This window comes from Robinsoniella sp. RHS (genome assembly GCF_001029355.1).
Lineage (GTDB): Bacteria > Bacillota > Clostridia > Lachnospirales > Lachnospiraceae > Robinsoniella > Robinsoniella peoriensis.
On the sequence record NZ_JNGB01000020.1, the window covers coordinates 292,614 to 306,721 of the forward strand.

Here is a 14,108-nt window from a genome sequence, read left to right on the forward strand (position 1 = left end):
TCGACTGGCTCCCATCGGATACTATCCGCCAAAAAGCACTCCGGGAAGGTAAGAAAATCTAGATCATTTTCATCCTTATGATAAATTCACATCCCGCCTTTTGGCTGTCCCTGCCCCCTTGTCCCGGAATACAGTGTTCCTGGCTGAAATGTCCCTGGCCGCTTCGAACTTCAATGGTTCCCTGATGCGCCTTTACAAGCTCCTTTACAATGGAAAGTCCCAGACCATTTCCTTTGGTCCCCCGTGCAGCGCTGCATTTATAAAGCCGCTCAAAAACATGGGGCAGATCATCTTTCGAAATTCCACTCCCGTTGTCTGCAGCGTGTATTTCCAAAACATCTTTACTGCATACAGTACTTAAGAAAAAAACGTCGCCGCCACTGTGTGCCAATACATTCTGTATCAGATTATTCATGATTCTCTGAAACGCACTGCGGTCTATTTTACATATTAATTTTTTATCATCCGGTATATTTATTTCAAAATCAAACCCATTATTTTCCAGATGGGGTATCCAATCAGTCATGATGGTACGGAGTAACTCATATACATCCGTTTCCTGGAACAGATAGATGCGCTCTCCCGATTCCAGCTTAAGCCATTCAAAGAGCGTATCTACATAATCCTTCAGGTTATATGATTTCTTAAGAGCTGTGTCAATATACATCTCCCTGTTCTCTTCGTCTACAAGGTGGCTTGACAATGCTTCCAGGTATCCTGCCACCGACGCCAATGGAGTTCTGATGTCATGGGAAAGGCTGGTGATCAGGCTGCGGTATGTTAATTCCGATTGTTTCTGCCTGTTCATTTCCTCTTTCATATTAACCATAATTGCATTTATTTTATAGATCAGCTCTGCTGTTAAACTGTTCTCATGATCGATCATGCGCCTGTCCGGATTCCCGTCTGCGATTTCATCCAAAATCACTGATGCCTCCCTGAGTTTCCTTTTTACATAGTGCTTTTGTAAAAGAAGTATGATCACACTTGCCAGTAACGCTGTGCAGACAAAACTTAGAATCATCGTTACCATGACTATACCTCCCGGTTAAAGCGATATCCCACTCCCCGCACTGTTTGTATATAAACAAACTCCTGACCATCCGGTTCCAGTTTTTTTCGAAGTCTGCTGATATATGACATAATATTGCTGTCATCAAATCCATATTCATTTGCCCATACCTGTTCATAGAGCTGTTCCTTGGTGAAAATTCTCCCTTGATTGGAAGCCAGAAAATATAACAGATCGAATTCTTTTGCCGTAAGATAGACATCAGCTTCATTTAACAGCACTGCGTGGCTGCCAATATCAATTACCAAATCCTGAAAGCGAAGCACCTCCAATTGAGTATTCCCCTTCTCTTTTTCATTCAGCACCGTATAACGCCGGATTAACGAGTTCACCCGGGCAAGAAATTCCTTTATTCCAAACGGCTTGGTCAGATAATCATCGGCCCCCAGCTCCAGACCGGTAACTTTATCACTTTCATCGGCTTTTGCCGTCAGCATCAATACCGGTATGGAACACAGATCCCTTATTTTCGTCAGCACTGAAAAACCGCTGATATCCGGAAGCATAACATCCAGAACAATAAGCTTATAGTCACCAGCCTCACGCAAAAAACGAATTCCTTCCATGCCGGTTGCTGCCACATCAGCCCAATGTCCATTGTGCTCAATGCATTGTTTTAATAGAATTCCTAATTCTTTATCATCATCAATAATCAATACTTTTTCGGTCATACCGCTTTCCTTCCTATCATAAAACAAATGGGCTAAAGCGTATTTAATTCCTTCAAATACGTCCCCATATACTCCTTGCGTATCTCCTCCGGCACGAGGCTGCCACCGGTTGCCCATGCAATATGCACTGCCTGATCCATTTTCCCGTACAGATGATTCTCCATCAGATATTTCTTTGTCTCCGAATATTGATTCAAATGGATCGGTCCGGTAAATGCCGCGCAGGCACTTGGTTCCAAAAAGATACCCTCCATTTCTATTAAATCACGCATATAATCATACAGATGCCCATCCCTGACCGTAAAGATTCCACTTAACAGTGGTTTCATAATGCTGCCTGCTAATCCGGAAGGGCGCCCCACAGCCAGCCCGTCTGCATGGGTTTGCCCGGATAATCCGATATCCTGTACGGAAATGTTCTGATGCAGCCCGGTTGCCATTCCCACAAGCATACACGGTGCTTTAACCGGCTCCGCAAAGAAGCAGTGGACACAATTTTTGAATAGTTGTTTTAAGCCAAAACTGATGCCGCCCGGGGCTCCGCCAACTCCGCAGGGAATGTATACAAAAAGAGGATGCTGGGAATCAATGCTGATTCCCTGATCCTTCAGCTGCCCAATAAGTCTCTTTGCTGCTACTGCATAGCCCAGGAATAGATTTCGGGAATTTTCATCATCTACAAAATAACTATTGGGGTCCATATCCGAACATCTTCTGCCGTTTAAAACTGCCTCACTATAATCCGATTCATATTCCACAACCTTGACTCCATGGCTTCTCAGCAAGTCCTTTTTCCACTGTTTTACATCTGCCGACATATGTACAATGACCTTATATCCGATTGCGGCACTCATAATGCCAATGCTCATCCCCAGGTTGCCGGTGGAACCAACCTGTATGGTATGGTCATTGAAAAAGGACCGGCTTTTGTCCGCTGCCAGGATTTCATAAGAATCCTGAAAAGAAAGCAATCCATGTTCTAATGCCAGATCCTCTGTATGCTTCAGTACCTCATAAATGCCGCCCCTTGCCTTGATGGAACCCGCAATTGCAAGATGACTGTCCTGTTTTAATAACAGCCTGCCGGTCAGGGCGCTCTGATATTTCTCATTTATGTATTCCTGCATTTTAGGAATGGGCGACAGTACAGATTCAATAATTCCGCCCTGTTCTCTTGTCTCCGGAAAACAAGTTGCTATAAACGGAGCAAAACGGTTCAGACGCTCCTCTGCCTCGTCGATATCTTTCATGGAAAGTTCAAGATCTTTTGCGGCAAGTTCAAATGAAACCAGATCCGGATTCATCCAGACAGACTCTCTTTCTTCTATTATAGAAGATAAAACCGGAGTATTTCTAATCAGGTCTGCTGTTTCATATATTTTCATTATTTATTTACCTCTTTCTTCTTTTTCACTATTATCTTCATTATTATGCAGGAATGATGCCGTAGTTTCCCCTATAAATATTTAGAATTTATATCCTGAAAATATTATCTTTTAATTATACAAATTATTTAGATTCTGATTCCGGCATCATGTTTTTAGAACTGTTTCCATTATACCCGATTATCATCCATTCAGCCAGTAGCACTCCACATATAATTTTCCATTTTTTAACCAATATACCTTTCCTTATCCTCACATAGTTCGTCAAAATACCCATTTATTTTCGTATATAGCAAATTAGTCTACTAAAAATAGCTAATTTAACAACACAAAAGTACCGTTTCCGTTTAACATAAATTTATCAATACTTATGGAGGTAAATGAAATGCTGGTAAATATGAATGATGTACTGATACCCGCCAAAAAAGGAAAGTATGCCATCGGTCTATTTAATGCAGTAAACCTGGAACTTGCCAGAGGAATTATCGCTGCTGCAGAAAGTACCGGTTCTCCCGTGATTATGGGAACTGCAGAAGTACTTTTTCCTTACGGTCCACTGGAAGAATTGTCCTATTATCTGCTGCCTATGGCAAAGAAAGCAAATGTTCCCATTGTCGTCCATCTGGACCACGGCCTGAAAAAAGAAACCTGCATAAAGGCACTGGAACTTGGCTTTAGTTCTATCATGTATGACTGCTCTACCGATTCTTACGACGAAAATGTGAGAAAAGTCAGAGAAATGGCTGAAATCGCACACTCCTATGGTGCGAGCATCGAAGGTGAATTAGGGCATGTGGGTGACAATGAAGGTTCTTTTGAAGGTGATTCACATACAAATGATCCTTCCAGATTTTATACAGATCCTGCACAGGCGAAAGATTTTGTGGAAAAAACAGGTGTGGATGCACTTGCAATTGCGGTTGGTACTGCACACGGAGCTTACAAACTTCCGCCCAAACTGGATTTTGAGCGGATTCGAACAATTGCCAATACTATCTCCGTACCTCTGGTACTCCATGGCGGTTCCGGACTGACAGATCAGGATTTTAAAATGGCTATCCGGGAAGGTATCAGCAAGGTAAATATTTTTACGGATATCAATGTTGCAGCCGTAGAAGCAGCTTTCCGGGATTTCCAGTCTATGAACAAAGGCATCATCGATTTGATTCCGGCAGCGGTAGAAGCAACAAAACAGGAAGTAATGAAAAAAATTGAACTCTTTGGTTCCACCGGAAAAGGGCGGAATACGGATCTGGTAAAAGAGCTGGAGAGAAACCCCGCATTCATCGAGCGGATCGTAAAAGAAGTACTGCTGAAACTGCAGTAGACAATCAGGAGGTAAAGTTTGAAAAAAAACGCTTTCAAACTACTTATTATGGCAGTATCGCAGGCAGACCTGCGATATGCAGGAGGTAAAGTTTGAAGAAAAGCGCTTTCAAACTACTTATTATAGCAGTATCGCAGGCAGACCTGCGATATGCAGGAGGTAAAGTTTGAAGAAAAGCGCTTTCAAACTACTTATTATAGCAGTATCGCAGGCAGACCTGCGATATGCAGGAGGTAAACTATGAGTGAAGCAAAAGCAAGTGTCGTGGTGGCAGGACATATTTGTCTTGATATTACACCGGACTTTCCGAACATTAAAATTGATAAAGTAGATGATATGCTGGTTCCTGGACGATTGATTCAAATGGGATCCGTAGATGTACATATTGGGGGATGCGTATCCAACACCGGTCTTGCACTGAAAATACTGGGAGCTAATGTAAGTCTGATGGGTAAGATTGGAAATGATGATTTTGGCAGTATCGTCTCCGACCAGATCAAATCACACAACGCCATTAACAGTATGAGTATCTCCGGGGAAGAAGATACTTCTTATTCTGTGGTAATTGCTCCAAGAGGCATTGACCGCATTTTCCTGCACCACTCCGGTGCAAATAATTATTTTTACGAGCAGGACCTGGATTTTGACATTATCAAGGACGCACGTCTCTTCCATCTTGGTTATCCGCCGCTGATGAAAAGCCTGTATGCTGACGGCGGCAGTGAACTGCTTAAAATCCTGCAAAGGGTGAAATCCCTGGGTGTTGCCACTTCCCTTGACATGGCAGCCGTTGATGAAAATGACGAAGCCGGAAAGGTGGATTGGGAAGCAATTCTGGAAAAAGTCCTGCCTTACGTAGACTTTTTTGTTCCAAGTATCGAAGAACTGGCTTATATGATTGACCGCCCCAGATACCGGGAATGGATTGCCAGAGCCGACGGCCGGGACGTTACCAGTATCCTGTCCGTGGAAGAAGATATTGTACCTCTCGCCCAAAAGCTCCTTGCCATGGGCTGCAAAATAGTATTATTAAAATGCGGTGTTCCCGGGCTTTTCCTTGCCTCTTCTGATCAGGAAACCCTGGAGAAAATAGGGGAACGCCTGGAATTCAATGCCGGCGCCTGGACAGGCATCCGTCATTTCGAACCCAGCTTTAAACCGGATAAAGTGCTCTCCGGCACCGGAGCAGGCGATACCAGCATCGCAGCCTTTCTGTATGCAATCTTAAATAACTACTGCTGGGAAGACTGTATGAAATATGCCACTGCTACCGGAGCATCCTGTGTCACTGCATACGATTCCTTAAGCGGACTGAAAAGTTTTGAAGAGCTTAAGAAAAAGATGGAACAGGGCTGGGAAAAAGTATAGATGCTTTGCTGAGTCGAGGACACCTAAAACATACCGTGATACGTTTCAAAAAACACAGCATATTACAACTACCGGTTGTGATTTGCTGTGCTTTTTCACTAAAAATACTGCTTCCTACATTCGCTTTTCTAATAACCGCAGACACTCTGCTTCTCCGAGGAACATCTGGGCAGTAGCTGCTTCCTTTTCTTCTGCTTCATTATAAATAATCCGTACTTTCCCTGTTTTTCGAAATTCCTTAGGCGTCATGCCCGTTTTTTTCACAAAAATCTGACTCAGATAGCGATAATCGGAAAATCCACAGGTAACGCAGATATCGGTCAGACTTAAATCCGTCTGGGCAATCAGGTATCTTGCCTTTTCAAAACGAAGGAGGGTTACATATTCCTGAAATGACATATTGAAATTGTCCTTAAAAAAATGAGAAAGGTAGGACAGAGACAGACCTTCCTCTTCTACTAAATCCGAAAGCAGTATCTTAGAAGTATAATTCTCATCTATAAATTTTGTAATACGGGACAGCCTCTCCAAATGCGCATTCCTGGAACGTCTCTCCAGCTCTGTAATCCGGTGGTACGGGCAATAGTACAAAAGTCTGTAGAAAATATCGCAGAGTAATGACATACATTTAAACTCATAATTGGCATTTCTCAAAAAATACAGGTATGCACATTCTTCAATTTCCCTTTGTACCATGTACTTTATTTTCTGGGAAAAATATTTTCCGATATCCACAGAATCAAATTCCAGATTGTAAATATCCGGGTAAAACCGGGCACAAAATCCCGAGGAAATCTGCAATGATAATATAACTGCGCTGCCTTTTGAGGTATGCAGCTCATGTGGACGCCTGGGATTAAAAAGAAATACGGAGCCATCCGAAAATAAATAGGTCTGCTTATTGCAAAAAACCTCCACCATTCCGGATAGAACCATACAAATCTCAAACTCTTTATGAAAATGGGGCTTCCTGTGGGAAAGCTCCACAATAAATATTTTAATATCATTCAGAAAATTATGTTCCACAAATTCGTATTCTTGATCCATATGCCGCCTCCACAGGAACTCGGTTCCGTTTAAATAATATCTGCTTCCATTCGTTAAACTGCTGCTTACGATAATACACAATCTTGGATTACTGATATTTCTGTCTCCAGGTTGTGCGTGATCTGTAATTAACAATGGAACAAACTCTGACTACAGTATACCTGAATAGCCGATGAAAGAAAAGCTAAAAAAGCAAATTAGTCATATAAAATCAACATATATATGAAAGTTAATTTTTTTGATTACAGTATAATCAAGTTATAAAGAATTATGGTAAAGCAAAGATTTGCTGAGCCATACAAACACATAAGGAGGATACAATATGTCAAGATTTAAATTTTCCGTGGGTCCCTGGAACGTACATACCGGAGCAGATTCCTACGGTCCCGCTACCAGAAATGATATTCCTTTTGAAGAAAAGGTAAAGAAATTTTCAGAAATGGGATTTTCCGCAATTCAATTCCACGATGATGATGCAGTGCCAAACCTGAATGATTTAAACGAAGAAGAGATCCGGGCAGAAGCCAGAAAATTAAAAGAGCTGCTGGACAAATACCATATGGCTGCTGAATTTGTAGCGCCCAGACTCTGGATGGATCCCCATACCATTGACGGCGGATTCATGTCCACTTCCAAAGAGGACAGGGACTTCGCCATGTGGAGAGCAAAAAGGTCTATTGATATTGCCAATGAACTGGGCACCGATATGCTGGTTATCTGGCTGGCAAGAGAAGGCACATTATGCGCAGAGTCCAAAAGCCCTGTATGGGCAACCAGGCAGTTAATCGAAGCCATCAACGAAATGCTGCGCTATGATTCTAAGATCCGCGTAGTCATAGAACCCAAACCCAACGAGCCGATTGACCGGAGTATCTGCGGCACCATGGGCCATGTAATGGCAATCTCCGCAGCTACCATCGATCCTTCCAGAGTGGGAGGCAATCTGGAAAGTGCCCATGCAATATTAGCAGGCCTTGACCCTTCCCATGAAATCGGTTTTGCACTTGCAATGAATAAATTATGGACAGTACATTTAAATGACCAGAACGGCATTAAATTTGACCAGGATAAATCCTTTGGCGTGGAAAATCTCCGCCAGGCATTTAACCAGATCAAAGTACTGATGGAAAATAATTATGGTTCCAACGGGGAATATGTAGGACTTGATGTAAAGGCAATGAGAACAACTACCGACGAAGACAGCTATAAACACCTGGAGAACAGTCTGAAAATTGTAAAGGCACTGGAAGACAAAGCAGCACGCTTCGATTACGATTTCCAGAAAAAGTGTGTGGAAAACAGAGACTTTGAAGGTCTGGAAATGTATGTTATGAATCTGCTTATGGGGATTGAATAGCGATTATATAATTTTTATCCAATGGGGGGCTAACATGTCCCCCATTTCCTTATATCTAAAAATATCTTTCTTCTGTCTATATCACCGCGATGATTTTCAGATTAAATCTGGCTTACCGACACCTTTGGCAACAGATTTATTATTTCATCCCGCTCTGCCAGATCTTCAGAAAACGCTGTGGCACTTCCTGCCGATGCCGCAAATTTTAGCGCCAGTGGTACAGAACTTTCATATCCTTTTAAGAATCCTGCAACCATAGAGTCTCCGGCGCCTACCGAATTTTTCACAGTCCCAAAAGGTGCCTGTATCCGGTACACGCTGCCATCTTCATCACCGAATATAGCACCATCCCCTGCCCTGGAAACCAGTACTTTTCTGGCCCCCATTTTCTGTATCTCTTTGATGCAGCAGATGATTTCCTGTTCATTTGTGCAGGAAACCCCGAACACACCGCCTAACTCATGATGGTTTGGCTTGATCAGAAATGGATGGTAGGGAAGCGTTTTAACCAGCAGTTCTCTCTCTGCATCTACCACGACTTTTACATTCCGGTCTGCCAATTGTTCCATAATTTTCTGATAAGCATCGGACGAAAGGCAGGCAGGAATGCTTCCGGCAAGAACAAGGGTATCGTCTCCGGTCAACACTGAAATTTTATCCAGCAGCTGCCTGAATTCATCCTCCGTAATATCTGGTCCATTGCCGTTAAGATCTGTTTCTGTTTCGCCCTTTACCTTTACATTAATTCTGGAATTCCCCCGGGATAAAGCCACGAAATTTGTATGTATTCCCTGCAATTCCAACTGTCTGACGATTTCATTTCCCGTAAAACCCGCCTGGAATCCCATTGCCACACTTTCTGCCCCCAGATGCCTGAGAACAATAGAGACATTGATACCCTTTCCCCCGCAAAAAAGGTTCTCCGAGCTGCTCCTATTTATTTCTCCTGAACTCATATGGGGAATATGCATAATATAATCCAATGCGGGATTAAATGTCACTGTGTAAATCATACCATCTCTCCTTCTACAGGGCCCCTGATGACATCCACCTGGGATTTCAGCCATTCCGTCGTATTTACATCCAGGCCATCGTCGATGATCATGTTCGTTTAACTCATCCCTTTGAGCCTGCTTTGGTATTATTATACTGGAAAATACATTTACTTTCAACTTCCAATTCCACGTATAGGAATCAATACATAATGACAATTTTCTTTGTAGAGACCTTGTCTTCCCTTGCTGTTCCAGTCTTTTCATCTATAACTCACCTTCAAATCGGTGAATATTCTGCATCGCCTTAAAAAAAGCTTCCTGGGTAATTTCTTCCGCTAATGCCTTATCATGGCACAGACTCAGCAAATATTGATTTGTTCCCGCTCCGAGTTGTTTCCTTGTTATTTCCGATTATTTCTGTGTTGTTTTGGGGTTGTTTATTCCAATACGTTTGTCATACTTTTCAAACTGATCAACAATGTGGAAGTATTATGCAAAAGTGCAGATGTGGCAGGTGCCAGCACCCCGGTTACTCCCAGCACAATAAGTCCCAGATTAAATCCAATCACACTTCGGTAATTCCAGTTAATTCTTTTCATCAATCCCTTACTGATCATCTTTAACGTCACCAGTTCCCACAGATCATCCGCGGAAATTGTGATGTCGGCAATCTCTCTTGCCAAAGCCGCACCTTCACTGATTGCGATTCCCACGTCTGCTGCGGATAATGCCGGAGAATCATTGATTCCGTCCCCTATCATGATCACTTTATGACCATCTGTTTTGACCTTTTGTACAAAATCTGCTTTATCTTCCGGCAATACTTCGGAATAATATTCATCAACTCCCACCGCCTTTGCAATGGCTTTGGCAGTCCGTTCACTATCCCCTGTCATCATTACAATTCTCTTAAATCCGGAGCTTCTCAAAGCGCCTACAACAGCTTTTGCTTCTTCCCGAAGAGGATCTTCAATACATATAATTGCCGCCAGCTCTCCGGCAATCGCAAGATATAAGTGGGAATATTGATCCGGCCTTGCGTCAAACTTTTCCAGTTCCTCCGGCAAGATGCTGCTTTTTTCATCTTCAAAAACAAAATGGCTGCTTCCGATCAGGACTTTTTCTCCATTAATATAAGAAGCGATTCCATGTGCCACAATATATTCTACTTTTGTATGCATCTCCTCATGGGTCAGATTTCTTTTCTTCGCCTCCTGTATCACAGCATTTGCCATGGAATGGGGAAAGTGCTCTTCCAGACATGCCGCAATTCTCAACATCTCATTCTGGTCTCGCCCACCAAACGTAATGATATCCGCCACCACAGGTTTCGCTTTGGTTAAAGTTCCTGTTTTATCAAACACAATGGTATCTGCCTCAGCCGCAGCTTCCAGATATTTCCCACCTTTCACCGTGATGTGGTGATTCCCTGCTTCCCTCATGGCAGACAGTACTGATATGGGCATAGCCAGCTTTAAAGCACAGGAGAAATCCACCATCAGGATGGACAGTGCCTTTGACACATTCCGGGTGATCAGATAAGTGATCACCGTTCCTCCCAGACTGTATGGAACCAGTACGTTTGCAAGATTAGATGCTTTTCCCTCCACAGAAGATTTCAGCTTCTCTGATTCTTCAATCATAGTAACAATTTTCTCATATCTGGTAGCCCCTGCTGCCTGCTTAACCCGGATTGTGATTTCTCCTTCTTCTACAACAGTACCTGCATAGACGGTTGATCCGCTTTCTTTTTTTACCGGCATGGATTCTCCTGTCAGGGATGCCTGATTTACCATGGATTCCCCATATGCAACCATACCGTCCAGAGGAATCAGACTTCCCATATGGACTGTCACCAGATCACCTTCATGGACCTGGGAAATGGGTACTAATACTTCTGTCTCTCCCTGATTTAACCAGACCTTCTCAATGTTCAAAGACATGCTTCTTGCAAGATCATCCAGGGATTTTTTACGTGTCCATTCTTCCAGGATTTCTCCTACCCCCAGCAGAAACATTACCGATCCGGCAGTTCCAAAGTCTTTTCTTAAAATGGACACCGCAATAGCCGCCGCATCCAGAACTTCCACCTTCAGCTTTCTTTTCCAGAGGCTTTTTACGCCTTTTATAATATATTTAATGGACATCACTGCGGTATAGAGGACTTTTACCGGTGCCGGTAAAAAAATCTGGGTTATTGCCCGAAGTGCCACCTTATTGACCAGTTTCTCCTGGTATTTCTGGTTAAGAGCCCGCCCCGTATGCTCGGGAACCAGGGCTTCTGCCTCTTCCAGATCATACCGGAAATCTTTCACTGCTGTTAACAGCTCCCGGCGTTTTCCCTCATAACAGATAACCGCATCTGATGTTCGGTTATATACCTTTGCTTCTTTTACCTGGGGCAGGGAAGAAAGGTAGTACAGCAGCAGGTCTGCTTCCCCCAGCGTCATAGTATTCTGCTTTATATGAATACGCATCCTGCCGGGAATGTCATGTTTAATCACAAAATTCATCGTCTATTCCTCGTTTCCTGTGTATTAGAGCGTGTTTTAAAAAAATTGCACCCGGTCTGTCGACTTTACAGGCTGCAACCAGCCAGGTCCAAGCAGTTTTAAGACATGCTCCAGAATGATTCTTCCAATCATAAAAGCCTGCGAAATATTTCACCGCAGGCTTACCCTTATTCACATTCCTGATTTTCTTTACTTTCTTCTGCTCCGGAATCTTCACATTCACAACAGGCATCTGCCTCTTCTTCACGAACACGGTTGATTTCCTTTGCTTCTGCCAGTATATCTTCTGCGTTTTCCTGAACCTTTGTTGTGGTCTTCATAACGCAGTCTTTGGCACGCAGAACTGCTGCTGTACAATTTGTATAAACTTTCTTGGCATCTTTACTTGCCAATACCTTAACTCCTGCAGTACCGAATAGTACTCCACCTGCAAATGTTGCAATTTTTTTCCAATTCACATCCATCTCATATCATCTCCTTAGTTATTTGTGCTTATGACCTGTGTAAAAAACCATGATTAAACAGAACACCATGGCGCCTGCCCAAAACTTATGTTGTTTCATTTTTACCACCCTTTTGGAGCGTGTTTCAATTACTTGTATCAAGATGTCGGCCCGGTATAAGGCAGAAATGGCTCTGGGACACGCAATTGATGCAATGAATTTCTAACAGGCTCTAATCCTTTTTATTTGTTATTTTACCAGTCTCAGAGTTGAAGTCAACACTTTCCGCTTCTATTGATAAACCTTATCATTAATGGTAAATTTTGTAAATGCCGCTCAGTTTATGTAACTTCTGAACGGCATTTCTATACATATTTTGAAAATCTGTCTGATACCCGGGTACTACGGCACACAGTTTTTAAGCGTCTTTTATAAACACCCCCCCACTTCCCGGGGCATCTACCCCCGGTACTTGTCATCATCTGCCGGCGATATTTCCCTTATTACCCGGCAGGGATTTCCTCCAGCCAGGACATTAGGCGGAATATCTTTCGTAACAACACTTCCAGCGGCGATTACTGTTCCTTCGCCGATCGTAACACCTCCCAGGATGCATACATGTCCGCCAATCCAGACATTATCTCCTATTTTAACAGGCCATGCATACTCCAGCCCGCTGCCTCGCAATTGTGCGTCAAATGGATGCCCAGCAGCATAAATGCCGCAATTGGGCGCTATCATTACATGATTACCTATCTCCACTTTGGCACCATCCAATATGATAAGATTATAATTGGACAGGAAATCATCTCCGATCTCAATATTGAATCCCATATCACACCGGAAGGGCTGTTCGACTACAAAATTCTTTCCGATTTTGTGTACAATTTTAGGGATAAACACCTCCCTTGCCTGAATATCTCCGTGGGGAATCTGATTATATTCATAACAGAGGTTCTGGCATTTTACCCGGTTGGCTGTTACTTCTTCATCATTCTGAGCATCATATAAAATACCTGCTGCCGCTTTTTCTCTTTCTGTCATACGTTCCTCCAAACCTACATTTTTATACCCCGCAATAGCGCAAGCGGGCTTGCGCTATTCCCAATCAGCAGTGTGAAAGCGATTTTCTTTCACACCTAGCTCTCTTACCGGATTATTTTCTCCAGTGCTTCCAACGCACACTGCACCATATGATCGCCCAGTTCTTTACTGGTTTCCACGGAATTCAGTGCGAACCACTCCGTATTTTCTTTGGTTTTTTCCAGATTTACGTGGTTCGGATACAGCGCGTACATCAGGCTGGATTCATATTTACCCGCATGGTCAAACCCTCCGCACTTTTTCTGTGCCTCAGCGCTCAGAAGCGGAATCACCTTGATATAGGAGAAGGGATCATCCCCAGAACCCAGGTTCTGATAATAGTCGGCATAGTCATTACTTCCCCACCATCCTTTTCCTCTGGTTTCCTCCATATATTCCATGATGACTTTTTTCGCAGCCTTATGGCATGCCAGTGTCATTGGCATTAGCCCGGCTTCCTCCGTCTGGTGGTGAGCCACACAATAAATATTTTTAACGCCCCCATAAATCATCGATTTTAGGATACAATAAATATAATTTTCATAGACGTCCACATCAACATGGATTGTTCCGCTTTCGGGACCTGCTACTGCCCAGCTTGCCACCCCATACCAGACAGGCGGGCAAAGGACAATTTCTTTTTTCTTTTCCAGTTCCCGCATAACACCATTTATAACCATGGTATCCGTACCATTGCTGGCGTGCAGCCCATGATACTCGATAGTACCGATTGGGATAATAAACGGTACCTTTCTTTCCTTCGCATCCTGAAGTTCCTGAAACATTAGATCTACCATTTGCATCGTTTTTTCATTCCTTTCTTTCTGTTAACCTACAAATTCTGCAG

13 protein-coding genes are annotated in these 14,108 nt (G+C 43.1%); 3 read left to right on the plus strand and 10 right to left on the minus strand.

Annotation, left to right across the window (positions count from 1 at the left end; genetic code table 11):
* Positions 1-58: 58 nt before the first annotated feature.
* From RHS_RS11905 to dsdA, 3 genes are read right to left on the minus strand one after another with little or no spacing between them, the layout of a single operon-like run.
* The gene (locus RHS_RS11905; protein ID WP_395022164.1) at positions 59-1,033 is read right to left on the minus strand and encodes a sensor histidine kinase; all 975 of its coding nucleotides are present in this window, start codon (positions 1,031-1,033) and stop codon (positions 59-61) included.
* A 2-nt stretch (positions 1,034-1,035) separates the two neighbouring features.
* Positions 1,036-1,743, minus strand: coding sequence for a response regulator transcription factor (locus tag RHS_RS11910; protein ID WP_027291903.1), 708 nt, complete (start codon positions 1,741-1,743; stop codon positions 1,036-1,038).
* 32 nt (positions 1,744-1,775) lie between these two features.
* On the minus strand, positions 1,776-3,128 hold the full coding sequence (gene dsdA, locus RHS_RS11915; RefSeq protein WP_047833294.1) for a D-serine ammonia-lyase: 1,353 nt from the start codon (positions 3,126-3,128) through the stop codon (positions 1,776-1,778).
* 385 nt (positions 3,129-3,513) lie between these two features.
* On the opposite strand from dsdA, the gene RHS_RS11920 reads away from it, so the two are divergent.
* Entirely contained in the window at positions 3,514-4,455 is a 942-nt protein-coding gene (locus tag RHS_RS11920; RefSeq protein ID WP_027291905.1) for a class II fructose-bisphosphate aldolase, read from the plus strand.
* A 240-nt stretch (positions 4,456-4,695) separates the two neighbouring features.
* Positions 4,696-5,823, plus strand: a complete 1,128-nt coding sequence (locus tag RHS_RS11925) for a carbohydrate kinase family protein (RefSeq protein ID WP_027291906.1) — start codon at positions 4,696-4,698, stop codon at positions 5,821-5,823.
* A 114-nt stretch (positions 5,824-5,937) separates the two neighbouring features.
* Here the strand turns inward: RHS_RS11925 and RHS_RS30875 are convergent, their stop codons facing one another.
* Positions 5,938-6,870: an AraC family transcriptional regulator gene (locus RHS_RS30875; protein WP_052430942.1), complete on the minus strand. Its 933-nt coding sequence runs from the start codon at positions 6,868-6,870 to the stop codon at positions 5,938-5,940.
* A 322-nt stretch (positions 6,871-7,192) separates the two neighbouring features.
* Here RHS_RS30875 and RHS_RS11935 point away from each other — a divergent pair, with 322 nt between their 5' ends.
* Complete coding sequence (locus RHS_RS11935; protein ID WP_027291908.1) at positions 7,193-8,227, plus strand: TIM barrel protein; 1,035 nt, start codon at positions 7,193-7,195, stop codon at positions 8,225-8,227.
* A gap of 101 nt (positions 8,228-8,328) precedes the next feature.
* On the opposite strand, the gene pfkB is transcribed toward RHS_RS11935, so the two are convergent.
* The 6 genes from pfkB to RHS_RS11965 form a co-directional block, all read right to left on the minus strand.
* Complete coding sequence (gene pfkB / locus RHS_RS11940; RefSeq protein ID WP_047833295.1) at positions 8,329-9,240, minus strand: 1-phosphofructokinase; 912 nt, start codon at positions 9,238-9,240, stop codon at positions 8,329-8,331.
* A 246-nt stretch (positions 9,241-9,486) separates the two neighbouring features.
* On the minus strand, positions 9,487-9,588 hold the full coding sequence (locus tag RHS_RS30880; RefSeq protein WP_276327272.1) for a sigma factor: 102 nt from the start codon (positions 9,586-9,588) through the stop codon (positions 9,487-9,489).
* A 71-nt stretch (positions 9,589-9,659) separates the two neighbouring features.
* Positions 9,660-11,735 (minus strand): heavy metal translocating P-type ATPase, encoded by a 2,076-nt coding sequence (locus RHS_RS11945; protein ID WP_047833296.1) that lies wholly within the window; start codon positions 11,733-11,735, stop codon positions 9,660-9,662.
* A 167-nt stretch (positions 11,736-11,902) separates the two neighbouring features.
* Positions 11,903-12,199 (minus strand): DUF6110 family protein, encoded by a 297-nt coding sequence (locus RHS_RS11955; RefSeq protein ID WP_027291912.1) that lies wholly within the window; start codon positions 12,197-12,199, stop codon positions 11,903-11,905.
* 438 nt (positions 12,200-12,637) lie between these two features.
* Positions 12,638-13,222, minus strand: a complete 585-nt coding sequence (locus tag RHS_RS11960) for a maltose acetyltransferase domain-containing protein (protein ID WP_047833298.1) — start codon at positions 13,220-13,222, stop codon at positions 12,638-12,640.
* A gap of 104 nt (positions 13,223-13,326) precedes the next feature.
* The gene (locus RHS_RS11965) at positions 13,327-14,064 is read right to left on the minus strand and encodes a creatininase family protein (protein ID WP_047833299.1); all 738 of its coding nucleotides are present in this window, start codon (positions 14,062-14,064) and stop codon (positions 13,327-13,329) included.
* Positions 14,065-14,108 lie beyond the last annotated feature (44 nt).